Below are 24046 nucleotides of genomic sequence, written 5' to 3'. Positions count from 1 at the left end.
GTGCCGTGGTTGATGTCAGGCCTGCTGCACCGACGGCGTTGCGGCCGAGGTGCGCGCAAGACCGAGCTGCGGACGGAACGACAGGTAGAGACCGTCGACGGCGTTCCCGGCATGCATGGGCGCCTTCTTCTGCTCGTGGACCTTGTTCAGGTTCGCCAGCGGGTTGGGGTTTCCGCTCTCCGAGCCGGTCAGGTGCTCGTGCACCTTCCGATAGACCGACTGAGCATCGTTCATGTCCTCGATTCCGGTGATGATCCGGTCGAAGGCGGCCTGGATGTTCAGCTCCTGGTGGTCTGCGGTGGAGAGACGCTGGGCGTTGTAGAAGTGGTGCTCCTTGCCCTTGTAGCTGTCGTAGAAGACCGAAACCAGCACGAGCATCCGCTCGTAGGACTGGCGGTAGACGGTGTCGAAGAAGCCCCATGCCTCGGCCTCGGTGGTCTCCCCCCGGAGCACGCTGCCGATGCTCGCCGCACCGAGCATGGCGCTGTACGTGGCCAGGTGGACTCCGGTGGACAACAGCGGGTCGAGGAAGCAGGCCGCGTCGCCGACGAGGAGATAGCCGGGACCGCTGAAGGACTCGGCGGCGTAGGAGTAGTCCTGCTCCACCTTCATCTCGCTGACCTTCTCCGCCTCGGAGAGCAGGTCGAGCACGCCGGGGCACTGGTCCAGCGACTGCCGGTACACCGCCTCGATGCTGCCGAGCTCGTTGCGACGCCGATTGAAGTCGTCGCGGCCGGTCACCAGGCCGACGCTCATGGTCCCGTCGTGCAGCGGAATCGCCCAGAACCAGCCGTCCGGAACGGAGGCCACGACGATCGCGCCCTCGGAGCCCCGGTCCAGTCGCTTGGCGTTCTTCCAGTACGACCAGGCCGCGACGTTGCGGAACACGTCGTGGAACCGCCTGGACTTGAGATACTTCGTCGCCATCACCCCGCCCCGACCGGAGGCGTCAACGAGGTAGTCGAAGCTGATCCGGCCCGTCACGTCGGCGTTCTTCGTCTCGGCCCAGGTCGCCGAGACCGGCCGACCGTCCTCGAAGTGCAGCTCCTTCACCGAGGTGCCCTCGACCACCTCGACGCCCAGTTCGCGGGCATGGTTGAGCAGCAGCTCGTCGAACTCCGAGCGGATGACCTGGAAGGCGTTGGTCCCGTCGCTGCCGAGGTCGTTGAAGACGACCTCCCATTCCTCGGGTCCCCAGAGGAAGTAGGCGCCGCCCTTGGGCTGGAAGCCGTGCGAGGTGACCTTGTCCCAGACCCCCAACAGCTCGAAGATCGGTCTGCACGAGGGCAGGATCGACTCGCCGATGTGATAGCGGGGAAAGCGGTCTCGTTCTAACAACGTGACCTGGAAGCCCTGTTGAGCCAACAGCCCCGCCGTGGTGGACCCGCCGGGCCCACCTCCGATGACAAGGATCTGGGTCGCAGCGCGCATGGGCGTCTCCACTCCGGCCTGCGGAAACCCGGATACCGAGGCGTCGCCACGGCCAGGGTCGTCCGTTCGTACGGCCCAGACTGGCAACGGCCCATCGAGAACGACTCAAGTCGATCTGGGGCAGATTCCCGCAGGCGAGGGCGGGCGGAAGTCGGATCCCGGTTGGAGGCGCGAGAACGGCTCGGTTCGGACCGGAACGGCGGGGCTCACCGCCTGGTTCGTCGCCGCGCAGCGCGGGCCGACCCGGCAGGAGGGCGCGGGCGCGCCGCACCGTGCCGCCGACGGCGAGCGAGCTGGCGGCGGGCAGTGGCGCCGACCCGCCCGTCATGCGGTCGGACTCCGGCCCGGCGAGCAGTACGGGAGGAGTGCGTGGGTCAGCTCGCCGTCTGGCGGCGCGCCGAGGTCGTACGGAGTGCACGACGACGGCGACGCCGCCAGGACGGACAGGTCAGACGACCTCGAAGTTGACCATCATCGCCATGTCCTCGTGCTCGAGATTATGACAGTGCACCAGGTAGCGGCCCCGGAAGCCGCTGAAGCGCACCAGAACCTCCAGCACCTCATACGGGCGGATGTCCACGGTGTCCTTCCAGCCCTGCTCGGCAGGCTCCGGCTCGGCTCCGTTGCGAGTGAGGACCTGGAAATGGGCGAGGTGAATGTGGACCGGGTGGTGGAAGTCGCTGGTGAACCGCCACAGCTCGACGGTGTCGAGTGCCGGGGTCGCCATGTTGCTCATCGGGTCGAACGGTTCGCCGTTGATCGTCCACGTCTGGTGGCCGTTGATCGTGGTGAGCCGGAAGTCGAAGTCCCGCTCGGCGACCGCCTCCTCCCTGGTGAGCCGCTCGATCTCGGAGAGCCGCTCGGGGATCTCGGACTCGTCGCTCTCCTCGCGGACCACGTCGAACCGCATGACCTGTCGCGTGCCCTCCTCGCCGAGGAGGTTCTCCAGGACCACCTGGGTGCCGACCGGATAGGCGGAGAAGTCGATCACGAGGTCGAAGCGTTCCGCAGGCGCCGCATCGAACTCGTCACGCTCCACGGGCGCGGCGAACAGACCCTGGTCGGAACCGATCTGGACGAATGCGGGACCGTTCTCCGGCGCGGGCGAGAGCGCGAATCGGTAGCGGCGGGCGTTGGAGGCGTTGATCAGCCGGAAGCGGTACCGCGTGTCGGCGACCTCCATCACCGGCCACGGCGCGCCGTTGACCAGGACGACGTCGCCCTGCACCCCGGAGTGATAGTCGGGCTCGACGCCGGGGACGCTGGTCAGCGTCGCGTCCAGCGACGGGTATTTGAACTCGCCGTCGGCGCCGAAGGCCCGATCGCAGATCAGCAACGGGACGTCCTTGTCGCCTGCGGGCAGCGAGAGCGCGTCCTCTTCGTCGTCGTGCAACAGGAACGCGCCGAGGAGCCCTCGCCACACCTGCGGGGCGCTGAAGTCCATCCGGTGGTCGTGGTACCAGAGCGTCGCCGCCCGCTGTTCCAGCGGATAGGTGTGCTCCTTGACCTCCTCGTGGAGCGTCCAGGCCTCGGGCGGCACCTGCATCACGTCGTGCGAGTGCAGTCTGGGGTCGTGCGGGTAGCCTGCGGGCACGACGAGGTCGGTGGCGTAGCCGTCGGAGTCCGGCGGAGTCACTCCCCCGTGCAGGTGCGTCGAGGTCGGAACCGGCAGCTCGTTGCGCACCGACACCACGGAGCGCTGTCCGGAGCGAACCCGGAACGTGGGGCCGGGGAAGGATCCGTCGAAGCCCCAGATCGTAGTCGTGGTGCCGGGCACGATCTCCAGGGCAGCGGCGCGTTGCACCAGCTCGTAATAGTCGGTGCCGCCCTCGGTGCGCACCGGCTCGGCGACGGCGGGTATCGGCAGACCGACGCGGAACGGCTCTGGCAACGGCAGGTCGCTGCGCAGCAGGACTCCGGCGTTCTCGCCGAACACGCTCGCGCAGCCGCTTCCGCCGAGGACGACCAGGCCGAGTCCGCCCGTCAGCGCCAGGAAGCCCCGGCGCGAGACCGAGGGACCGGATCGCCGGTTCATCCCCGCCTCCTCACGGTCCGTCGCGACACGTCGAATCGGGCGGTGAACACCCAGATGAGCAGCGCGACGGAGATGCCGAACAGCAGTACGCCGACCGGGATGTGCAGGTCGATCACGCGCATGAAGCCCATCTCGGTCTGAGCGAACACCAGGACGGCCAGCAGCACGAAGGCGATGATCGGCCAGCCCGGCCCGCCCACCGGCCAGCGCAGCAGCACGGCAGCGATGATCAGCAGGAAGAGCAGGAAGAGGTTGGTGTGCGCGTTGATCTCGTGCATCGCGAGCATTCCGACGTTGCCGGTGACGAAGAGCCCGGCCAACACCGCCTGCAGGAAGGTGCTCACGAAGTACAGGACGACCAGCACCCGGATGGTCAGGGCGATCACCAGGCGCAGTCCGCGTCGCCTGTCCGGTGTCGTGGTGGTCTGGTCGGCCGAGTCCGGTTCTACCCGGTTCGCCATCGGCTACTCCGATCTCCTTTAGATCGGGCGGCTCATCGGCCCGCCCGCCGTCATCGCCGCTGCCGGACGCGGGCGTTCCGCTCACCGCATCCTCGTCATCCCCAGTTCGGCCCGAGTGCGCTCGGGCAGATCGAGCGCAGATTACTACATACCGGGTAATTCGGTGCTGTCGACCGGCTGAGCCATTCGACTGAAAGAACCGTCGGGACCCGCTGGGAGAGCGGCGCACAGCACGGAAGCCGATCGCCTCGCAGCGGAGGGCCCACCGGGATCGATCTTCAGACCCCCGACGTCCAATGTCCCGAGCCGAGTGAATCAGTCGGCTTCACAGCTTGGTCAGCCGGTCGGGCGGCCACATCGACGCCCGACACCTCTGGCGACGGCTCGTGGATCACCAGGGGATCTGGTGGGTGTACAACGCGGCACCCTGCTTGACCCCGGCCTTGAGGAAGATCGGCAGGACGAGGTCGCGGAAGACGCGGCCGACCGGGCCGGGTGCCGCCTTCTGGTTGCCGTTGTGCCGAGTCTGCGCGATCACGTGATCCACCCTGGGCCTGCGGATTCGCTCGTAGTCGGCGAGCCCCTCCGCGATGCTCGTCCCGTCTCGCAGGCTCCTCGCCAGGACGATCGCGTCCTCCAGTGCCATCGACGCGCCCTGCCCGGTATGCGGCCCCATCGCGTGGGCCGCGTCGCCGAGCAGCACGATGCGGTCGGTGTGCCACTTGGGCAGGGTCGGCGCGTCGAACAGCAGGTAGCGGTCGATCTCGTCGGTCGAGGCGATGATGTCCACGATGGGCGCGCGGTCACCCTGGTGCATCTCCATCAGGTGCTCACGCCAGACGGCGTTCGGGATGCTGCGGAGCCGGTGCCTGCTGGGCTCGTCGGCCTGGTGATAGTTCTGGAACCAGAAGACGTGTCCGTCGGGCAGGACCTGATAGCCGAAGAACCCCTTGAGCCCGAAGGTCATCCGCATGGTGCCGTCGGCCTTGAGTCCCGGCAGGTAGCCGATGCCCCCGGAGTCGATCATCTCGGTGTAGCGAGGCTGCGGAAGGCCCTTGACCACCGCATGGCGCACCCTCGACCGGATGCCGTCGGCGCCGACCAGCAGATCGCCGTGGTCCTCGGCACCGTCCTCGAACCGGACCCGGACGCCGTCCGCCGTGGACTCCACTTCGGTCACCTCGTGACCGAACGTCGTCGGGATGCCCTGCGCCTCGACCTCGGCCACCAGCAGGCGATGAAGCTCGCCCCGATGCAACAGCACCGTGGACTCGGACAACAGCGCCAGCCGCCTGCCCCGGTGGTTGAGGAACTCGGTGCGCTCCGTCGCCTGTCCGATGCCCACGACCTTGTCGGCGAGGCCGAGGGTCCGCAGTACCGAGAGTCCGTTGGGTGCCAGGTTGAAGGAGCCGCCGTCGTCGGCGGCGTCCGCGGCCCGCCGCTCATGCACGACCGGCTCGAAGCCTGCCTTCTTCAGATAGAGGGCGACCACCGGCCCCGCGATGCCGCAGCCGATGACCAGTACGCGCTTGCGCTGTCCGTTGCTCGTCGTCATGCCGACAACTTAGCACGATTATACAAACCCGAGCATTCAATACCACCGTTCGAGGTTCGCGGCCCGGACGACCGTCGGGTTCGCCGACTCATCCGGGACGGCGGCGGTCTTCGCCGCGACGGAGCGGTCGTTCCGAACGGACACCCAGGCGGAGGATCGTCGAACGATGCAGCTAGCCGGCCTGTTCGTTCGATCGGAGGACTCGAAAGGCGACCGCGCAGCCGGGCACGACCGACACGGGCCAGGACAGCACGTCAGGCCGCCCACAAGGACGGCCTATCCAAGTACCAAATATCCGTGGTGTCAGTATGCCGATCGGCGAACACGGCGACCCGACGGCCGACGATCGCCGGGGTCGTGCCGCGTATGCCGCCGAGTCAACACCGCCGGACGGCCTCCTCGCCCCGGGGAATTCCCCGATCTCCGATCAGGGACGCCCCCTGAGTCCGATCAGAGGAGAGCCCCCGAGCGACCGAATTCGCGCATTCCGGACACGGAGGACGTCTCCTCCGACGTCACGCGACCCCGAGGGCGCGACTCACCTCGTGTCCGCGACGGCGCCAGACACGGCGGCCGCCGCCGGGAACATCTCGCGACCAGGGCGAACGCGGAACGACACGACATCACGACTCGGTCGAGACCACGCCCGGCACGCCCTCGCCGGACAGTCGGCGGCAGACGTTCTCATGCGAGGTTCGAGTGACGCCCGGCATGCTCGGCCGATGGACGTCGTGATCAACGCGCCTCGCGCCGCCGTCCACAGACCCGGCACTCGACAGGAGTGACACACCGTCCTCCTGTCCCGCGTGAGTACTTCCGCCCGCCGTCACCCGATCAAGGGAACGACCATGACACAGTGGACCGAGGCAGACATCCCCGACCTGACCGGCCGAACAGCGCTGGTGACCGGGGCCAACAGCGGACTCGGCCTGGAGACGGCCACGCAGCTCGCCCGCCGTGGCGCCCTGGTCGTCCTCGCGGGCCGGGACGCCGACCGAGGCCGGGCCGCGACCGAGACCGTCGCGACCGAGGCCACCGGGCCCGTGCCGAAGTGGCTCCGACTCGACCTCGCCGATCTCGGCTCGGTCCGCGCCGCCGCAGAGCAGTTCCACGCCGACCACTCGACGCTGGACGTCCTGGTGAACAACGCCGGGGTGATGGCGATCCCGAGGCAGCTCACCGCCGACGGGTTCGAGCGCCAGTTCGGCACCAACCACCTCGGGCACTTCGCCCTGACCGGCCTCCTGCTGCCCGCGCTGTCCCGCAGTCGACGGGCGCGCGTGGTCACCGTCAGCAGCAGACTGCACAGTGCGGGCCGAATCCGCTTCGACGATCTCGACTTCACCCGGCGTTACAGCCGGATGGCGGCGTACTCGCAGTCCAAACTCGCCAATCTGCTGTTCGCCTTCGAGCTCGACCGGCGATGCAGGGCCTCGTCCGCAGACCTGATCAGCGTGGCCGCTCACCCAGGCCTCGCCGCGACGAATCTGTTCGCGAGCGCAGGCGGCCTCTACGGCCTGTTCGGTCGCGTGATGGTGCCGCGCTTCGCACAGTCGGCGGAGGCGGGCGCCCTGCCCCAGCTACGCGCCGCCACCGCGCCCGACGTCGAGGGAGGCCAGTACTTCGGGCCGCACGACCGGGGTGAGCAGAGCGGCTTCCCCGTCGTGGTCCGCGCGTCGGAACAGGCCTACGACGAGGCGGCCGCCCGTCGGCTCTGGGCGGTCTCCGAGGAGCTGACCGATGTCCGCTATCAGGAACACCCCGAACCCGCCCCGGATTGATCTCACCAGAGGGCCATTGCTCACGATTCGAGTGATGGAACGATCACTGGGAGTAATATTACTGGGGCGGTGCGGCCGGGACGTCGACGGCGGCCGTCGACGAGGGCCTCCCACCGCACGACAGGCAGTATTTCTGCGCACTTCTCGGAGGGTTTTCCCGTGACACGAAGCAGTCAATTACGCCCGGTACCCGGCATCGAGCCCGACGGGGGCACCGCCCTGATCGCCTGGCTCGAGGAAATGCGCGATCGGGCTCCGGTCTGGAAAGACGGCATCGGGGTCTGGCATGTCTTCCGCTACGCGGACGTCAGCCGAGTGATCACCGACTACTCGATCTTCTCGGCCGACTACAGCAAGGCCTACGCTGACAATCAGCAATTCCGGCCTGGAAACATCACGATGGTCGATCCCCCGTATCACCGCAAGCTTCGCGGCCTCGTGAGTCAGGCCTTCGGGGCCAGAGCGATCAATGCGCTCGAAGGTCGAATCCACCGAATCTGCCACGAGCTGCTCGACGCGATGGACGGCGCCGAGGAGATCGACATCGTGCAGGACTTCTCCTATCCGCTGCCGGTGATCGTGATCGCCGAACTGCTGGGCGTGCCGCCCGCCGATCGGGTGCTCTTCCAGCAGTGGGCCGACAGCATTCTGCTGGCCGACCATTCCGACATGGGCGACGAGGCCTTCATCACCTCGTTCGGCGACTCGGTACGCAACACCGGTGACTACATGCTGCGCCACTGCGAATCGCGCAGGCGATCTCCGCAGGACGACCTGATGACCCGGCTGGTCGAGGCCGAGGTGGACGGGGAGCGGCTCGACGATCAGGAGATCGCCACCTTCGCGGGTCTGCTGCTGATGACCGGACATGTGACGACCACGATCCTGCTGGGCAACGCCCTGCTGTGCCTGCGGGACGAGCCGGGCGCCGAGGCCGAACTGCGCGCCGACCGGGCGCTGATCCCGACGGCGGTCGAAGAGGTGCTGCGATACCGAGCGCCCTTCATGCAGACCAAGCGGGTGGCCGTCGAGGACGTCGAGGTCGCGGGTGTCCGGATTCCGAAGGACGAGCTGATCATGCCCTGGCTGCTCTCCGCGAATCTCGATGAGCGACAGTTCGCCCAGGCAGATCGCTTCGACATCCGCCGCGACCCCAATCCGCACCTGGGTCTGGGGCGCGGCATCCACTTCTGTCTCGGGGCACCGCTGGCCAGGCTCGAAGGCAGGGTGGCGATGAACGTCCTGTTCGACCGCCTGCGGAGCATGCGGGTGACCGCGACGCCTCCGTTCGACCCCTACGGCTGGGGCCTCTACGGCGTTCGGAACCTGGCCACGTCGATCGAGTGGACCTGATCTCGATCCACGAACCGAGATCATCCCGGCACCGGCGGACATCGACCGCCGGTGCCGTGCCAGGTCCGGCCTGCGGCACACGGGTCGCGCACTGACGCTCAGCAGGCCGCGCGCAGGCGGCGGGCACCTCGCCCCGCGGCGACGCCGGGGCGGCGTCCACCGAACGCGACGCGAAGTAGAGCACCGTCGCCCGGTCTCTCTTTCCCGTGAAGGTGAATTCGAGTCGGGTTCAACGACGGCGCCGAAAAATAGTTGCCCGTTCACCTGAAATTCCCCACTCGAAGGTCACACGAGAATGGGCGGTGTCCGCCGTTCACTCGATCGAACAGGCATCAACGCCGGGGATCGAAACATCCATAAGGTACTACAGGCATATGACCACGCGATCCTCGCTTCGGGAACCGCCGAGCCCTCCCCGGGCCGACGCCCCAGCCACGACCGGGAAATATGACGCTCAGTCGTTTTCTAGACTTGCTCTAGCCAGACTCCAGCGAGCCTCCAGTCGAGGCGACGAATGTCCCGACTGGTGGAAGCGGCAGAGCCTCAGGGGAAATCCGCCTGAATGAGCTGAGATCCACCGATACCGAGGTTGTGAGGGGACTTGTCAAGGCTGTAGCGACTCTTCTCGTCTCCCGGCGACATCGCGGCCTGCCGAGAACGCAGGCACGGTACTCGTCGGTCCGGACACGGGCTCGCCTGACAAGGTCGACCGGAAGGAGAGTGGTAGTAGTGCAGGTACATGTACTGGGACCGTTCGAGGTACTGCGAGACGGGCGGTTCGCCACCCCGTCCGCGCCCAAGCTCCGTCAGGTGCTCGCGTTGCTGGTCACCCACGCCAACAGCATCGTCCGCACCGATCAGATCATCGAGGAGCTCTGGGAGGACCATCCGCCCAAGAGCGTCACCACGACACTGCAGACCTACGTCTACCAACTACGAAAACTCCTTCGCCTCAGCGGCTCCGGCGGGCCTGCGATCCATCGCAACGAGCCCCTCACCGAGGCCGTGCTGCTGACTTCTCCCAGTGGTTACCTCCTCGGGCTGCCGCCGGACGCCATGGACTCGCATCGCTTCGAGCAGCTCGCCGAACGAGGCAGGACCGAGTTCGAATCGGGATCACTCGCCGAGGCCGCCGACACCCTCGGCGCCGCGCTGAAGCTGTGGCGCGGACCGGCGCTGATCGACGTCACGCCAGGTCCGGTGCTACAGGCCGAAGTGGTCCGGCTCGACGAGATCCGCAAGAACGCGCTGGAACGACGCATCGACAGTGCACTCTCACTGGGCAGGCATCGGGAGCTGCTCGGCGAGCTGACCACCGCCGTGACCCGAGAACCGACCCACGAGGGCTTTCAGGCCCGACTGATGCTGGCGCTCTACCGGTCGGGCAGGCGTTCCGACGCGCTCCAGGTCTACCAGCGGGCCCGCAAGGTGCTCGCCGACGAACTCGGTCTCGATCCCTCGTCCGAACTCCAGAAGCTGCACGCCGCGGTCCTGTCGGCCGACCCGGCGCTGGAGGCACCCCGAATCCGGGAGACGGTCCGCACCACGCAGGAGGTCGAGCCGCCCGCCGAACTGCCGTCGGACATGCCCTCCATCGTCGGCAGGGACGCGCAGCTCGCCGTGGCGCTTACGGCCCTGACGACCACGGACCGCAAGGCGCCGCCGGTGGTCGTCGGCGTCGGGGCACCCGGCACCGGGAAGTCGGCCTTCTGCATCCACGCCGCCCACCTGGTGCGGTCGGACTACCCCGACGGCCAGCTCTACGCCCAGCTGCTGGACCCGAGAGGCGAGCCGGTCGATCTCGCCGATGTGCTCGCGCACTTCCTTCGTGCGCTGGGCGTGACCCCGGCGTCCCTGCCGCGCTCGCTGGAGGAACGATGCCAGATGTTCCGGGGTCGGACGGCGGGCAGGCGGGTGCTGGTGGTGCTCGACGACGTGGTCAGCGCCGAACAGCTGCTCCGACTCAAGCCGTCGGGAAGCGGGTGCGCGGTGCTCGCCGCCAGCAGGAGACGCCTCTCCAACCCGATGATCACCACCACCTTGGAGATGCCGCCGTTGGACATCGGCGACTCGCTACAGCTGCTCGGGTCGACCTTGGGAGCACACCGCATCACCGGAGAGATCGACGCCGTCCACGAACTGGTCGAGCTGTGCGAGGGAATGCCCCTGGCGCTGCACGCCTCCGCCAGCAGGCTTCGGCTGCGCCCGCACTGGTCGATCACGCGCCTGGTCGAGTGGGTTCTTCGCGAACAGCGGCGCGGTCCGGAACTGGCGGTCAAGGCACTGGAGTTGTCGGCCAGCATCGAGCAGACTTACCGACTCGCCTCTCCCGCAGTCCGGACCGCCTTCCGCCTCGTCTCGATCCTGCACGAACAGCCGGTCTCCCCGCAGGCCGCGGCAGCGGTGTTGCGCTGCACGGAGTTCTCGGCCGAATCACTGTTGGAGGAACTCGTCGAGTTCAGGCTGTGCGACGCGGAGCCCGCCGCCGAGGAGCCGGGCGGTTTCCGCTATCGGTTCCCCACTCACCTGCGAGCCGCGGCAGGCCTGCTCGAACGGGTGCCTGAACACGACGAGGTCTTCATGCCTGCCGTCAGCGCCCCGCCAGCACAACGGGCAGCGAGCCCAAGCTGGGCTCCTCGGTCGGCGCCCAGCGAGGCGTGAGGTCGCCGGGGACCTGCCCGTGTCCCTGCGGGCAGTCCCCGGCCTCGCTGTCCCGGAGGTCGCAGCAGCCGGGCAGGTGCGTCGTGGTAACGGACCGCTGTTCCACCGATCCCTCCCACTGCTCGCGGGCGAACCAGCGGTTGACCGGGTGGAACTCAAAGCGCACCTCCTCCTCCCTGGTGCGCTCCGCGATGCGCAGCAGCCCGCGACCGACGAGCTGAGCCAACGTCGCCTCAGCCTGTTCCGGGTCGCACCCGAGCCGTCGTGCCGCGTCGGGTGCGGTGAACCGCGAGGACAGTGTCGACAGGTCACGGAAGGTCCGCCAGACGCCGACCGGCAGTCCTCGTGTTCCGGTGACCAGGCTCCGTCGGACGTCGATGCCGTCGAACCGGAGCAGATCCAACGGCCTGCCGCTCTCGCCCAGATGTCTGGCCATGCTGGAGACCGGCCAGCCCAGGGCGGCGCTGAGCCTGGCTCCGACACAGCGCACCGCCAGCGGGAGGTTGCCGCAGAGGTCGGCGAGCCGCTCGGCCTCCGCCCGCTCCCGATTCACCCGCTCCGCGCCGATCATCCCGGAGAGCAGCTCCAGACTCTCCGCACAGGACAAGGGCTCCAGGGTCCGCACCCTGGCACCGGGCAGACTCTGCACGCCCACCCTCGCGGTGACCAGGACCGCGCAGCCCGCACCGCCGGGCAGCAGGTGGCGGACCTGGTCGATGCCCGCGGCGTCGTCGAGCACGACGAGCAGCCGCCGCTCCGCGCTCCAGGTGCGGAACAACGTCGCCAGTTCGTCCAGCTCGCCGGAGAGCTGGTCGGGTGCGAAGCCTGCCGCCCGGAGAAAGCCTCGTAGCGCCGAGACCGGGGTGCGCGGCGTGCCGGACCCGCCGAGGTCGCAGAAGAGCTGCCCGCCGTCGAACCGACCGCGCAGTCGATGGGCGACCCGGACGGCGAAAGACGTCTTGCCGATGCCGGGCATGCCGCTCACCGCGAGCACCCGCAGGCTCGCCCCGGCGGCCGCGTCGCCCGAGTCCGGCGCCAGCCAGCGCCGCGCGTCCTCCAGCAGGCCACTTCGACCGACGAAGTCGGCGATGTCATGGGGCAGCTGTGCAGGCGTGCCGATCTCGGTGCCCTCGGGGGCACGTCGGGCAGGCACCAGCCTGGCCGCCGGAACCCCGGCCTCCTCGCCCCCGCCCGCGAGCAGGTCGTTGTGCACCCGTTGCAACGCGGGCGACGGCTCCAGCCCGAGCTGGTCGATCACGTTCCGCCGAAAGCGCCGATAGACGTCCAGGGCCTCGTGCTGCCTGCCGGAACGGTTCAACGCGGTCATGAGCTGCCCGTGGAACCCCTCGTCGAGCGAGCGGGCGACGGTCAGCTCCTTCAACTCGCTGATCAGCTCGCGATGCCTGCCCAGTCGCAGATCCGCCTCGATCCGCGACTGCAGCGTGCGGAGTCGACTCTCGTCGAGCCTGGTCAGATGTGCGGTGAGCAGGTTGCCGACCTCGAGGCCGCCGAGTGCGGGTCCTCGCCAGAGGGCCAGTGCGTCCCGAAGTCGCTCGGCGGCGACCTCCGCCTCACCCACGTCCAATGCGCTGCGTCCCTCACGGGAAAGCTGTTCGAATCTATACTGGTCGACGCTCTCGACGGGCGTGGTGATCACGTAGCCGAAGTAGCGAGTCCGGAGGCCGACCTGCGTCTCGTCGGCCAGCTCTGCGAACAGAAGCTTGCGCAGCTTGTAAATGTAGGTCTGCAGTGTCGCCAATGCACTGGACGGCGGTCGCTCCCCCCACAATTCATCCACCAGTTCGCTGGTGTGCACGAGGGTATTGTGCCGAGAGACCAGTAGTGCGAGAACCTGTCGGGTTTTTGGCGCCGTCGGGGTCAGGTCTTGATCGTCAACGAGGACTTCCAGCGGACCGAGCGTGTTGAACCGTACAGCCATGCATCCTCCCCAGTCGTCGCCCGAACGGACTAAGGCACCCGGCGAAGGTGATCGGCAAGCGACCGGCTTGCCTGCTGAAAAGACGAACAAAAGCCCACCGAGAGGTCACCATTCCAGGAATCTGCTAATCCGACTCGGGCGGAGCCAGCCTACTCCATTGCGCCGTTTAGTCCCATGGCCCAGGAAAACGACGACGAATACACCCAGAAGACCCAACGACGTGCCGGGTTCACTGCTCAGCGTGAGATCGACGGCGCCCGACTCGACAAGAAACACCCACCTGGCGGAGCACCCCGGCACGCGCGGCCAGACACACTGTCAGGCTGACCACGTCTCTGCGCGCGCGGCCGGGTTACGAGAGGTGACGCACCGTCGCGGGCTACGCCGTCGGGGCCGTCAGGGGCCGGTGTCGCCAGGAATCCAGCTCACCGGACGACCACTGTCCGTGAGAATACGCTGCCATCGGACGAGGCCGCTCGGTGCGTCCGGCTGCCACGGCCAGGCGCCCTCCGGGCTGGCCGCGATCAATTGCACGGCCGGAAAGTCGCCCCGGCGATACATCAGAAGAGCGTGCCCGAAGTACTCAGCGTAGTAGCCCTTGTCCACTCGTTCGAAGGTGACCGGACAGTCCTGGATGAATCCGTCATAACACTGCCCGATCGCAAAGGCCTCCCCGCCGAGCACGCGCTGAACGAACTGGTTCAGCACGGCGTGCGCGACCTTCGGCGGCATGCCCACCGCAACCGCCTCGGGGCTGCCGCAGCGCCGCCACAGCCCCACGGTGAAGGCGAACGGCGGCCCGTTGCGGTCACCCCCGACGTGCACGACCGCGGCACCGTGCTCCTCTGCGTCGGCCAGCAGTCTCCTGCGGGCCTCCTCGTCTCCAGGAAGCATCCGAGCAGCCCTTCCGAGTCGGCGGCGGGTGACTCAGGCCTCGACGGCCTGCATGACCTCGTCGGACACGTCGATGTTGGAGAAGACGTTCTGCACGTCGTCGCAGTCCTCCAACGCGTCGATCAGCCGGAAGACCTTCCGCGCCGTGTCCACGTCCAGCTCCACCGTGCCGGAAGGCACGAAGTCGGCCTCGGCCGAGTCGTACTCGATCTCCGCCGCGCGCAGGGCGGAGCGCACCGCCACCAGGTCGGCTGCCTCGGAGACGACCTCGAAGTTCTCCCCGAGGTCGTTGACCTCCTCGGCGCCGGACTCCAGCACCGCGCCGAGCACGTCGTCCTCGCTCAGCCCGTTCTTGGGCAGCACCACGACCCCCTTGCGGGAGAACAGGTACGAGACCGAGCCGGGGTCGGCCATCGATCCGCCGTTGCGCGTCATGGCCGTGCGAACCTCGGACGCGGCGCGGTTGCGATTGTCGGTCAGGCACTCGACCAGGACCGCGACGCCGTTGGGCCCATAGCCCTCGTACATGATCGTCTGCCAGTCGGCGCCGCCTGCCTCCTCGCCGCCGCCGCGCTTGCGGGCGCGCTCGATGTTGTCCAGCGGGACGGAGTTCTTCCTGGCCTTCTGCATGGCGTCGTAGAGGGTGGGGTTGCCCTCCGGGTCACCGCCACCGGTTCTCGCCGCCACCTCGATGTTCTTGATCAGCTTGGCGAAGAGCTTACCTCGCTTGGCATCGACGGCGGCCTTCTTGTGCTTCGTGGTGGCCCATTTGGAGTGGCCGCTCATGTCTCCTCCATCGTCGACGTCATCGTCATCTCGCCGCTGTCATCTCGCCTGCGGTCATCTCGCCGCGCCGGACGGGCGGACGCGACCGCACCCCGCACCGACTCCGGCGACCGGCCCGGCAGGGCATGCTCACCGCTCGCGCACGGCGTGGACGAACAGCTCGTGCACCCGCCGATCACCCGCCAGCAGCTCAGGATGGAACGCGGTCGCGATCACCGCCCCCTGCCGAACCGCGACGATCCTACCGGCGGCGGCTCCGGCCTCGGGCACCTCGGGCACGCTCGCCAGCACCTCGACGTCCGCACCGGCCGATTCCACCCAGGGCGCACGGATGAAGACCGCCCGCAGCGGACCGCCCGGCATGCCTGCGACGTCGAGGTCGGCCTCGAAGGAGTCGACCTGTCGTCCGAAGGCGTTGCGCCGCACCACCATGTCGACCCCGCCGAGGACCTGCTGGTCCGATCGACCGTCGAGGACCTCACGGGCCAACAGGATCATGCCTGCACAGGAGCCGAGCACCGGCAGACCGTCGGCGATCCGCTCCCGCAGCGGCTCGAACAGCTCGAAGACGGACAACAGCCTGCTCATCGTCGTCGACTCGCCACCGGGAAGGACGAGTCCGTCGACCTCGGCCAGTTCGGCGGCCCGGCGAACCGGCCTGGCGAGCACGTCCAGCTCGGCGAGGGCGAGCAGGTGCTCTCGGACGTCGCCCTGCAGGGCGAGCACACCGATGACGGGCGCGGCGGACACGAGCGACCTCCTGTGAAGCGGACAGCGGTGCACGGGGACGGACGCGCCGGGGCACGGCCGAGGCGCAGCGGGCTGCCTGTCGGGGCTGCGCCGCAGCACACTGCGCCGACCAGCCTAGTCAGGCCGTCCTACCGGCCGCGTCGCCCCATGGCCGCGCCGATCAGGGGATGCCGAGCAGGCGCAGACCGGCGGCGGTGAGGGCGGCGGCGATGACGACGACCACGAACGGCGCACGCCGCCAGGCCAGCACCGCGCCGACGGCGACGCCCGCAGGCCGCGCCCACCCCGCGAAGCCGCCCGCCTCGGTGAGCGCGGCGGTGAACAGCAGGGCGGTGAGCAGGGTGGTCGCGGCGGTGGCCAGCAGCTGCCTGGCACGCTCCGACACCTCGATCCGCCCGCGCAGCAGCGGACCGGCGAGGCGCAGCAGGTAGGTGCCCGCCGCCAGGACGAGCACCGTCGTCACGGACATGGCGTCTCCTCCTCGGTATCGGCGCGACGCTCTGTCGCGGTGCGGGAATGCTCCGTCGCGGTGCGGGGATGCTCTGTCGCGGCCGCAGGCTCCCCGAAGCCGTCGGGATGCGCGACGGGGCCGGGCGGCGCCGGGGCGGCTCCCGCGCCGGTGCTCAGATCCGGGACCGGCCCGTCCGTCGGCGACCCGAGTCGGTCCGCTGCGGCCGCGTTGCCGCCCTGCCTCGCCCAGCGCGGCAGCGGCAGGGCGAACACGACGCCGATCAAGGCCAGCAGGACGGGCATCCCGGCCGGGAGGACGGGCGTCGCGGCCACGGCGACCAGCGCGCCGATCAGGGCCGCCCGTCGGGTGGCGGCCACCCGCAGCGCGGGCAGGACCAGCGCGACGAGCGCGGCGGGGAACGCGGCGTCGACGCCGTAGACGGCGGTGTCGCCGAGTGCCTCCCCGGCCAGCGCCCCGAGCACCACCGCCGGGTTCCAGGCCAGGAAGGCCGCCACTCCGGAGACCCAGTAGGCGGCCCGCGCGCGCTCGGGGTCACGCTGGGCCAGTGCGAAGGCGACCGACTCATCGATCAAGACGTGACTGCCCACGAGCTTGGCGAGCAGGCCGCGCCCCATGGTGTCGCCCAGCGCGAGACCGAAGGGCAGGTGACGCAGATTGAGCAGCAGGCCCGCCACGACGGCGGCCACCGGTCCGCCGCCCGCCGCGAGCACGCCGACCACCATGAACTGGGCACCGCCCGCGAAGACGACCAGCGACATGAAGAGCGCGGTCCACATCGACAGCCCGGCGGCGACCGCCATCGCACCGAACGAGGCACCGACCACCGCGATGGCGGCGGCCAACGCGCCGACGTCCCGGAGTAAGGGCCTGTCTATCGTTCGCCATATCGAACTCATCGACTCACATCCTGAACAAGCATCGTTCGTTCGTCAAGAAGAACGAATGTTCACTGGAGCGATCATGACTGAGAACGAGCAGACCGGGGCACCGCTGGCGGTCATCGCCGCCGCCCTGCGCCGGGAGCGGAGCCGGGCGGGGCTGTCCCTGAGCGAGGTGGCCCGCCGCGCCGGGGTCGCCAAGTCGACCCTGTCCCAACTGGAGGCGGGCAACGGCAACCCCAGCGTGGAGACGCTGTGGGCACTGGGCGTGGCACTGGGCGTGCCCTTCAGCAGGCTGGTCGACCCGCCGAACCGGCCGGTGCAGGTCGTCCGCGCCAATGAAGGCCTCAGCGTGCGATCCGAACAGGCCGACTTCGACGCGAGGCTGCTCGCCGCCTGCCCGCCGGGGGCGCGACGGGACGTCTTCACCGTCGTCCTCCAGCCCGGCGCCAGCCGCGAGGCCGACGCGCACCTGCCGGGCACCGTCGAACACCTCGTCGTCGCCTGCGGATCGCTACGCGCCGGACCGCTGGACCGGGTCGTCGAGCTGGCCGAGGGCGACTACCTAAGCTTCCCCGGCGACGTCCCCCATCGGTACGAGGCGACGGCGCCGGACACGCGGATCGTGCTGGTGATGGAGCACGTCTAGCGGTCAAGATCACGCGATTGGGTGAATACGACAACAATCAGCGCTAAATTCGCGCTTGGTGTCTTAGAATGGCTGCATGGGTCGAACATTGCAGATCAGAGATCTGTCGGAGCACGCCTACAGCGAGTTGCGGGTCAGAGCGGCGCGTGAGGATCTGTCCCTCAGCGGTTACGTCCGGAAGCAACTCGAGAAGATGACTGCGGGTCCTGACATGAAGGCCTGGCTCGAGTCCGCGCTCGACCGTGACTGGGGAGTCGATCGGGAGACCGCACTCGCCGCAGTGCGGGAGGCCAAAGGCGGAGATCCGGAGTCAGGGGAGTGACAGTTGACTGTGTGATCGACAACTCCGCACTCATCGAGTCCGTGGCCGTCGCCAAGCCTGATGTCAGACTCATCCGCAGGATGCTGGCTTCCTCGGCCTGCGCGCCGGAGATCATCGATGCCGAGGCCCTGCGAGTGCTGCGAAGTATGAATCTGCGGCAGGAACTCTCCTCGGCTCAGGCAGAGCGAGCGCTGACCAGGGTCTCCGAGGCACCCATTGCCAGAGTCCCGCTGAAGCCGCTGGTAGCGCGTGCGTGGAACCTGCGACACTCGGTCTCAGCATACGACGCCTTGTACATCGCACTGGCCGAAGTCTTCGACGTCCCGCTGCTCACCTGCGACGCGAAACTCGCCAGAAGCAACGGGCACAACGCCAAGATCGAACTCTTCCCCAACGGCTGAGGGGCGCTTCAGCGCCGGCCGAGCGGCCCGGCACCACGTCCTGCGGTGCCGGGCCGGACGTCAGTGCCCGCGACTCACCAGCCCCGGTCCGCGTAGCGCTGGCTCTCCGGCAGGTCCGTCACGTTGAGGCCCACCATCGCCTCGCCCAGGCCGCGCGACACCTTGACGATCACATCCGGGTCGTCGTAGAAGGTGGTCGCCTTCACGATGGCCTCGGCCCGCTTGGCCGGGTCGCCGGACTTGAAGATGCCGGAGCCGACGAAGACGCCCTCGGCGCCGAGCTGCATCATCATCGCCGCGTCGGCGGGCGTGGCGATGCCGCCCGCGGTGAACAGCACGACGGGCAGCCTGCCCGCCTCGGCGATCTCCCGGACGAGCTCGTAGGGCGCCCGCAGCTCCTTGGCGGCGACGAACAGCTCCTCGTCATCGAGCACGGCCAGCCTGCGCAGGTCGGACCGGATCTGACGCATGTGCCGGGTGGCCTCGACGACGTTGCCCGTGCCCGCCTCGCCCTTGGAACGGATCATCGCCGCGCCCTCGGAGATCCGACGCAGGGCCTCGCCGAGGTTGGTGGCCCCGCACACGAAGGGAACGGTGAAGTTCCACTTGTCGATGTGGTGGGCCTCGTCGGCGGGGGTCAGCACCTCGGACTCGTCGACGTAGTCCACGCCGATGGCCTGAAGGACCTGCGCCTCGGCGAAGTGACCGATCCGGGCCTTGGCCATCACGGGGATCGACACGGCGTCGATGATGCCGTCGATCATGTCGGGGTCGGACATCCGCGCGACGCCGCCCTGCACCCGGATGTCGGCGGGGACCCGCTCCAGCGCCATCACCGCGACGGCGCCCGCGTCCTCGGCGATCTTCGCCTGCTCGGGGGTGACGACGTCCATGATGACGCCGCCCTTGAGCATTTCCGCCATGCCGCGCTTGACCCGCGCGGTCCCCGTCACCGGGGTCACGGCGGGCTGCTCGGAGTCGGAGGTGGTGATGTCGGCCGAGGTCACAGCGTGCGCCTTTCAGGGAACGTCGAGTAGCGATTCACCCGTTCGTACGAGTGTGGTCCGGCTAGTCTACGACTGACGTGGACCGGTGCCCCAGGCCAATCGACCTCGATCTGACCAGTCCACTTCCCGCTCCGCGTGACTCGTGATCACGACCTCCCATAGGTCGCATATCGTGCTTTCACGACAACGGAGGTTCGATGCGCATCCTGGTCGACGGGCTCGACATGACCGGCAAGTCCACTCTCACCGAGGTCGTGGTGAGAATGCTCGCCGCCCGTGGCGTTCCCGCCCGGCGGCATCGAGGGCTGATCAGCATCGGCACGCTGCTGGAGCCGCTGCGCCGACCGCTGCGCCCCTTCCGGCTGCCCCGCCGCACGCTGGCGAGCACCACGTTCCTGCTGGCCGGGTACGCCCTGGACGCGCTGCTCACCAGGCTGCTGCCGTATCGGCATCCCGACGTCGTGCTCGTGCAGGACGGCTACGTGGACCGCTGCGTTGCGTCGGGCATCGCCGCAGGCCCCTACCTGCCCGCCCGCTGGGCACTGCGCCGGGCGAACTGGTTCGTGGCCTTCGACCTCGCCGTCTACCTGCACGCGCCCTCCGCCGAGCGCGCGGCCCGGCTCGCCGAACGGTCGGACGCCGACACCAACGACCGGCACTCGGTGGCCGATGCCGAGTTCGCCGCCGAGTTCACGCGGGTGCTCGTCGACGGCATGGGCGCCCGACACGCCAGGCTGCTGGTGTTCGACACCACCCAGCAGAGCGTGGAGGAGACCGCCAGGGTCATCGTCGACACGCTGCTCACCCACCGGACCCGCGCCCGCCGACCCGTGCCAGGTGTGGCGGCGGACCGCAGTGGGCGGGCGCCGGATCGAATCCGCCGGTCGAGCGGGCCCCGGCCGAGCATCAGGGGCGGCACCGCCCGCCTGGGTGAGCGAGGAACTCCGGCCGCAGATTAGAAGCGTGCCGAGGAGGCGATCGGGTCGACGAACCGATCGCCCGCGGTCGCGTGCGCGGCAGGCGGCACGGACGCCCGTTGGTCCCCCGGCGCCGGGCGGGCCGGTCCGCAGACCGGCAGGACCCGCCCTGCCTCGACGGACCGGCCTCGAACTGGGCCGTCTCGGCCAGCCGCTTCGACCGGATGCGCGGCTCAGGTGGCGCCACCGAGCGGATAGTCACCCGCCGGACTGTTAATTACCGTCAGCAGTCGGGAGCATCACGTAAGGAGATAACCGTGACGAGACGACGCAAGGGCGCGTTGATCGGCGTGCTGGCCGGAGTCGTCGGCCTGCTCGCGGCTCTGCTGCCCGCAAGCAGCGCGCTGGCCCACGGCGGGATGTCCTCACCGGGGACCCGCACGTACTTCTGTTTCGAGGAGGGGCCGGAGAACCCGCAGTCCGAGGCGTGCACGGACGCGATCGCCGAGGGCGGCACCCAGCCGCTGTACGACTGGTTCGGCATCCTCATCAGCGACGCCGCAGGCAGGCATCAGGAGCTGATCCCCGACGGACAGCTCTGCGGCGCGGGCACCGACAAGTACGCCGCCTATGACGTCCCGCGCGACTGGCAGACCACCACCCTGCCCACGAGCGGCGAGTGGACCTTCGAGTACGTGGCCTGGGCGCCGCATCCCGGCGACTTCGACCTGTACGTGACCAAGGACGGCTTCGACCCGAGCTCGCCGCTGACGTGGTCGGACCTCGAACCGGAGCCGTTCTCCACCGTGACCGACCCGCCGATCGTGGACGGCTCGTATCAGTGGACCGCCGAGCTGCCCGAGGGCAAGTCCGGTCAGCACATCATCTACTCGATCTGGCAGCGCTCCGACAGCCCGGAGGCGTTCTACAACTGCTCCGACGTCGTCTTCGGCGGCTGAGCCGTCGGTAGGGACGTCACGATCCACGCGCCCGCCCCGCCTCGTCCGTGACGAAGCCGGGGCGGGCGCTGCTCGTCATGCCGGTAGGTCGCGGGAGGAGCCGCCCAGGGGGCGAGAGGCCGGTGGCGAAGAGATCGGCTCGATCGGATCCGTGCTGCGCGGGCCGTGCCCTGTTCGGGTACCCGCCTCCGCTGCCGCATCAGCGGATGGTGCGCACCCGGCCGTCCCAGCGGCCTGCGAGCACCTCGGGCAGGAACTCGGCGAGCTGCACGGGGTACACCGTGGCCTCGGTCTCCCTGAGCTCCGCAGCCGTCCACCACCGATGGCCACGCACCGTGCGCCGTTCCAGGTCGGTGAAACCGGAGACGTCGACGCCCGCCGTGCCCGGCTCGATCCTGGCGACGAAGAACCACTCCTCGCTGTCGAAGACCTCCCCGTCGAAACCGAAGACGGCTCGGCGAAGCCAGACCGGCCCGACCAGGTCGGACTCGACGAGCACCAGACCCGTCTCCTCGGTCACCTCACGGACTGCGGCGGCCCGCAGCTCCTCACCGGCCTCGACGCCGCCGCCTGCGGTGCACCAGAAGGTCTCCTGCGGTCTGCCGGGGTCGCTGGACTCGAACAGCAACAGCCTGTCCGCGTCGTCCAGCAGCAGCACCCGCGCCGACGGGCGGTAGATCACCGGACTGGCCGGTTCCGGCTCGCTCGCCCGCTCGACGATCTCGAAGTACTCGGGCGGGGGCGCACCGCCCGCCAGCCGCAGCCACCGCACCGGCCGCCGGGCCCGCAGGGCGAGGGTGTCGCGCACCGCGTCGTTGTAGACCCGCCTGGCGAGCATCACCCGTTCCTCGGCCTCCGTCAGTTCGGCGGCCAACGGGACGGGCAGTCGGGACCGGTCGAGCTCGCCCAGCATCCGGCCCAGCAGGTTCTCGCTGTTCTCCCGTCCCGCCCTCGGGGTCAGTTCGGCGTCGAGGGCAGCGGCCCGGAGGCGTTCGGCGTCGAGGGGCGAGACGCGCGAGGACTCCGCGTCGAAGGACGAGACACGTGAGGACTCCGCGTCGAAGGACGACACGCGCGACGGCTCCCCGTCGAGAGACGACACCCGCGACGGTTCGGCAGCGGACCACGCGGTCGGCGACGACTCGGCGTCCGGGGGTGTTCCGTCGGGCGTCGCGGGGTCGACCGGCGACATGCACGGCGGCCTGGCGTCCAGTGCCGCGCCACGGGGCGACTCCGCGACGGCCGCGACCGGGCCGACCGCCGCCACCGCCCGCGTCACCACGGCCCGTCTGCCCAGCGCCGCCTCCAACGCGGCCCAGCCCGCGTCGGTGCGGACGTGCAGCCGGTTGAGACGGTTGGCGATGAGGACGGACCAGCCGCCGATGAGCAGCAGGAGCGTGAGGACGATCAGGACGACGACCAGCAGCGTGGTCACGCTCATTCGGCATCGCCGCCGTCAGCCTCGCCGACGCGGCGCGGATCGGCCGCCATCGCGGTCTCGTAGACCCGGAGCACCTGACGAGCCACCACCGGCCAGTCGAAGTTCTCGACGAAGCGGCTGCCCGCCTCGGCGAACTCGGCTCGGCGCGGGGCGTCGTCCAACAGGTCGGCCAGCCGCCGCGCCAGCGCCTCGGCGTCACCGACCGGGGTGAGCACCCCGGCCCGGCCGTCGTCGAGCACCCGGCGAAAGGCGTCGAGATCACTGGCCAGTACAGCGGTGCCTGCCGCCATCGCCTCGGCCAGGATGATGCCGAAGCTCTCGCCGCCGGTGTTGGGCGCGCAGTACACGTCCACACTGCGCAGTGCGCGTGCCTTGTCCACGTCGTCGACCTGACCGAGCAGATCCAGCCTGCCTGCCAGCTCGGCGCCTGCCCGAGCGCGCAGCTCGTCGGCGTCGCCCCTCCCGACGACCAGCAGCCGCAGATCGGGCCTGCGCTCGATGAGCAGGCGCATCGCGTCGAGCAGGATCGGCATGCCCTTGCGCGGCTCGTCATAACGACCGACGAACCCGACGGTGCCGCCCTGCCTCGGATAGCCGTCGAGCTGCCCGGCGGCGGCGAAGAAGTCGACGTTCACGCCGTTGGGGATGAGCACCGCGTCACCGCCGAGGTGCTCGACCTGGACCCGCCTGGCCAGCGCGGACACCGCGATCCGTGCGGTGATCTTCTCCAGGAACGGCTGAAGGACCGAGTGGAAGGCCGCCAGGGTTCGCGAGCGCTGCGTGGAGGTGTGGAAGGTCGCCACGATCGGGCCGTCCGCCACCATCAACGCCAGCAACGACAGGCTGGGCGCGACCGGCTCGTGCAGGTGCAGCACGTCGAACCGATGATCACGAACCCACCGACGCGCCCTGGCGAAGGAGACCGGGCCGAAGGAGAGCCGGGCGACCGACCCGTTGTAGGGGATGCCCAACGCGCGGCCCGCAGGCGTCACGAAGCTCGGCAGCTCGGCGTCCTCGTCGGCGGCGGCGAGCACGTTCACCCGGTGGCCCAGCCCGATGAGGGTGTGGGCGAGATCCATGACGTGGGCCTGCACCCCGCCGGGAACCTCGAGGGAATACGGGCAGACCAGACCGATCCTCACGACGGCGGCTCCGCGCGGTCTCGGCCGGTCGGCTGCTCGTGGGCGGGCGAGGGAGCCTCGATCGATCCCGCCGCCGCGTCGGGGTGCCCGGCTGTGTGGGGCGTCCCGGCAGCGCGGGAGGCCTCGGACTCTGCCGCCGCATCGGCGGGCACGGCGAGGTCGGATCCGGCACCCGTTCCCGAGCCGGGACGCTCTCGGCGAGCCGACGTCTC

The 24046-nt window shown here is 69.3% G+C and carries 21 protein-coding genes; 8 read left to right on the top strand and 13 right to left on the bottom strand.

What is annotated here, in order from left to right; genetic code table 11:
- Positions 1-15 precede the first annotated feature (15 nt).
- From UA75_RS11000 to UA75_RS10985, 4 genes are all read right to left on the bottom strand, one after another.
- Positions 16-1431: an NAD(P)/FAD-dependent oxidoreductase gene (locus UA75_RS11000; RefSeq protein WP_075740158.1), complete on the bottom strand. Its 1416-nt coding sequence runs from the start codon at positions 1429-1431 to the stop codon at positions 16-18.
- Between the two features lie 448 nt (positions 1432-1879).
- Complete coding sequence (locus UA75_RS10995) at positions 1880-3466, bottom strand: multicopper oxidase family protein (RefSeq protein WP_075740157.1); 1587 nt, start codon at positions 3464-3466, stop codon at positions 1880-1882.
- Complete coding sequence (locus UA75_RS10990) at positions 3463-3927, bottom strand: hypothetical protein (protein WP_083683112.1); 465 nt, start codon at positions 3925-3927, stop codon at positions 3463-3465. The genes UA75_RS10995 and UA75_RS10990 overlap by 4 nt, the downstream gene beginning before the upstream one ends.
- Positions 3928-4318: 391 nt before the next feature.
- On the bottom strand, positions 4319-5482 hold the full coding sequence (locus tag UA75_RS10985) for an FAD-dependent oxidoreductase (protein ID WP_075740156.1): 1164 nt from the start codon (positions 5480-5482) through the stop codon (positions 4319-4321).
- Between the two features lie 848 nt (positions 5483-6330).
- Here UA75_RS10985 and UA75_RS10980 point away from each other — a divergent pair.
- From UA75_RS10980 to UA75_RS10970, 3 genes are all read left to right on the top strand, one after another.
- Positions 6331-7263: an oxidoreductase gene (locus UA75_RS10980; protein WP_075740155.1), complete on the top strand. Its 933-nt coding sequence runs from the start codon at positions 6331-6333 to the stop codon at positions 7261-7263.
- Between the two features lie 159 nt (positions 7264-7422).
- Positions 7423-8616 carry a cytochrome P450 gene (locus UA75_RS10975; protein WP_075740154.1) on the top strand — a complete coding sequence of 398 codons (1194 nt, stop codon included), beginning with the start codon at positions 7423-7425 and terminating at the stop codon, positions 8614-8616.
- Between the two features lie 729 nt (positions 8617-9345).
- Positions 9346-11277, top strand: a complete 1932-nt coding sequence (locus UA75_RS10970; protein ID WP_075740153.1) for an AfsR/SARP family transcriptional regulator — start codon at positions 9346-9348, stop codon at positions 11275-11277.
- Here the strand turns inward: UA75_RS10970 and UA75_RS10965 are convergent.
- From UA75_RS10965 to UA75_RS10940, 6 genes are all read right to left on the bottom strand, one after another.
- A complete protein-coding gene (locus UA75_RS10965; protein ID WP_075740152.1) occupies positions 11207-13216 on the bottom strand; it encodes an AfsR/SARP family transcriptional regulator in 2010 nt (669 codons plus the stop codon). The genes UA75_RS10970 and UA75_RS10965 overlap by 71 nt on opposite strands.
- 396 nt (positions 13217-13612) lie before the next feature.
- Entirely contained in the window at positions 13613-14110 is a 498-nt protein-coding gene (locus UA75_RS10960; protein ID WP_075740151.1) for a DUF4262 domain-containing protein, read from the bottom strand.
- Between the two features lie 33 nt (positions 14111-14143).
- Positions 14144-14896 (bottom strand): YebC/PmpR family DNA-binding transcriptional regulator, encoded by a 753-nt coding sequence (locus UA75_RS10955; RefSeq protein ID WP_075740150.1) that lies wholly within the window; start codon positions 14894-14896, stop codon positions 14144-14146.
- Positions 14897-15025: 129 nt separating this feature from the next.
- A complete protein-coding gene (pdxT, locus tag UA75_RS10950) occupies positions 15026-15646 on the bottom strand; it encodes a pyridoxal 5'-phosphate synthase glutaminase subunit PdxT (protein WP_075740149.1) in 621 nt (206 codons plus the stop codon).
- Positions 15647-15806: 160 nt separating this feature from the next.
- Complete coding sequence (locus UA75_RS10945; protein ID WP_075740148.1) at positions 15807-16115, bottom strand: AzlD domain-containing protein; 309 nt, start codon at positions 16113-16115, stop codon at positions 15807-15809.
- Positions 16106-17014, bottom strand: coding sequence for an AzlC family ABC transporter permease (locus tag UA75_RS10940; RefSeq protein WP_083683109.1), 909 nt, complete (start codon positions 17012-17014; stop codon positions 16106-16108). The genes UA75_RS10945 and UA75_RS10940 overlap by 10 nt, the downstream gene beginning before the upstream one ends.
- Before the next feature lie 64 nt (positions 17015-17078).
- Here UA75_RS10940 and UA75_RS10935 point away from each other — a divergent pair, with 64 nt between their 5' ends.
- The 3 genes from UA75_RS10935 (at position 17079) to UA75_RS10925 (ending at position 18368) form a co-directional block, all read left to right on the top strand.
- On the top strand, positions 17079-17645 hold the full coding sequence (locus UA75_RS10935) for a helix-turn-helix domain-containing protein (protein ID WP_075743668.1): 567 nt from the start codon (positions 17079-17081) through the stop codon (positions 17643-17645).
- Positions 17646-17721: 76 nt separating this feature from the next.
- Positions 17722-17967 (top strand): FitA-like ribbon-helix-helix domain-containing protein, encoded by a 246-nt coding sequence (locus tag UA75_RS10930; protein WP_157434111.1) that lies wholly within the window; start codon positions 17722-17724, stop codon positions 17965-17967.
- Positions 17964-18368 (top strand): type II toxin-antitoxin system VapC family toxin, encoded by a 405-nt coding sequence (locus tag UA75_RS10925; protein WP_198042988.1) that lies wholly within the window; start codon positions 17964-17966, stop codon positions 18366-18368. Before UA75_RS10930 ends, UA75_RS10925 begins: the two co-directional genes overlap by 4 nt.
- 74 nt (positions 18369-18442) lie before the next feature.
- On the opposite strand, the gene pdxS is transcribed toward UA75_RS10925, so the two are convergent.
- Positions 18443-19291 carry a pyridoxal 5'-phosphate synthase lyase subunit PdxS gene (gene pdxS / locus UA75_RS10920; protein WP_232237830.1) on the bottom strand — a complete coding sequence of 283 codons (849 nt, stop codon included), beginning with the start codon at positions 19289-19291 and terminating at the stop codon, positions 18443-18445.
- 281 nt (positions 19292-19572) lie between these two features.
- Here pdxS and UA75_RS10915 point away from each other — a divergent pair, with 281 nt between their 5' ends.
- Both UA75_RS10915 and UA75_RS10910 read left to right on the top strand, forming a co-directional pair.
- Complete coding sequence (locus UA75_RS10915; protein ID WP_075740144.1) at positions 19573-20334, top strand: hypothetical protein; 762 nt, start codon at positions 19573-19575, stop codon at positions 20332-20334.
- Positions 20335-20609: 275 nt separating this feature from the next.
- Entirely contained in the window at positions 20610-21251 is a 642-nt protein-coding gene (locus UA75_RS10910; protein ID WP_232237721.1) for a lytic polysaccharide monooxygenase, read from the top strand.
- A gap of 199 nt (positions 21252-21450) precedes the next feature.
- Here the strand turns inward: UA75_RS10910 and UA75_RS10905 are convergent, their stop codons facing one another.
- Positions 21451-22692: an NUDIX hydrolase gene (locus tag UA75_RS10905; protein ID WP_232237720.1), complete on the bottom strand. Its 1242-nt coding sequence runs from the start codon at positions 22690-22692 to the stop codon at positions 21451-21453.
- Positions 22689-23834, bottom strand: a complete 1146-nt coding sequence (locus tag UA75_RS10900; protein ID WP_075740141.1) for a glycosyltransferase family 4 protein — start codon at positions 23832-23834, stop codon at positions 22689-22691. The genes UA75_RS10905 and UA75_RS10900 overlap by 4 nt, the downstream gene beginning before the upstream one ends.
- Positions 23835-24046: the final 212 nt, after the last annotated feature.

This window comes from Actinoalloteichus sp. GBA129-24, from assembly GCF_001941645.1.
In the GTDB taxonomy this organism is placed as follows: domain Bacteria; phylum Actinomycetota; class Actinomycetes; order Mycobacteriales; family Pseudonocardiaceae; genus Actinoalloteichus_A; species Actinoalloteichus_A fjordicus.
Note: the sequence above shows the minus strand (reverse complement) of the source record. Positions and strands in the feature narration are given on the sequence as shown.

What these genes read in the sequence shown, in the direction of transcription:
- UA75_RS10935 (WP_075743668.1), top strand. Translation starts at nt 17,079, where the DNA reads ATGACTGAGAACGAGCAGACCGGGGCACCGCTGGCGGTCATCGCCGCC.
- UA75_RS10995 (WP_075740157.1), bottom strand. Translation starts at nt 3,466, where the DNA reads ATGAACCGGCGATCCGGTCCCTCGGTCTCGCGCCGGGGCTTCCTGGCG.
- UA75_RS10945 (WP_075740148.1), bottom strand. Translation starts at nt 16,115, where the DNA reads ATGTCCGTGACGACGGTGCTCGTCCTGGCGGCGGGCACCTACCTGCTG.
- UA75_RS10965 (WP_075740152.1), bottom strand. Translation starts at nt 13,216, where the DNA reads ATGGCTGTACGGTTCAACACGCTCGGTCCGCTGGAAGTCCTCGTTGAC.
- UA75_RS10930 (WP_157434111.1), top strand. Translation starts at nt 17,722, where the DNA reads ATGGGTCGAACATTGCAGATCAGAGATCTGTCGGAGCACGCCTACAGC.
- UA75_RS10905 (WP_232237720.1), bottom strand. Translation starts at nt 22,692, where the DNA reads ATGAGCGTGACCACGCTGCTGGTCGTCGTCCTGATCGTCCTCACGCTC.
- UA75_RS10980 (WP_075740155.1), top strand. Translation starts at nt 6,331, where the DNA reads ATGACACAGTGGACCGAGGCAGACATCCCCGACCTGACCGGCCGAACA.
- UA75_RS10915 (WP_075740144.1), top strand. Translation starts at nt 19,573, where the DNA reads ATGCGCATCCTGGTCGACGGGCTCGACATGACCGGCAAGTCCACTCTC.
- UA75_RS10960 (WP_075740151.1), bottom strand. Translation starts at nt 14,110, where the DNA reads ATGCTTCCTGGAGACGAGGAGGCCCGCAGGAGACTGCTGGCCGACGCA.
- UA75_RS10990 (WP_083683112.1), bottom strand. Translation starts at nt 3,927, where the DNA reads ATGGCGAACCGGGTAGAACCGGACTCGGCCGACCAGACCACCACGACA.
- pdxS (WP_232237830.1), bottom strand. Translation starts at nt 19,291, where the DNA reads ATGGCGGAAATGCTCAAGGGCGGCGTCATCATGGACGTCGTCACCCCC.
- UA75_RS10940 (WP_083683109.1), bottom strand. Translation starts at nt 17,014, where the DNA reads ATGAGTTCGATATGGCGAACGATAGACAGGCCCTTACTCCGGGACGTC.
- UA75_RS10955 (WP_075740150.1), bottom strand. Translation starts at nt 14,896, where the DNA reads ATGAGCGGCCACTCCAAATGGGCCACCACGAAGCACAAGAAGGCCGCC.
- UA75_RS11000 (WP_075740158.1), bottom strand. Translation starts at nt 1,431, where the DNA reads ATGCGCGCTGCGACCCAGATCCTTGTCATCGGAGGTGGGCCCGGCGGG.
- UA75_RS10985 (WP_075740156.1), bottom strand. Translation starts at nt 5,482, where the DNA reads ATGACGACGAGCAACGGACAGCGCAAGCGCGTACTGGTCATCGGCTGC.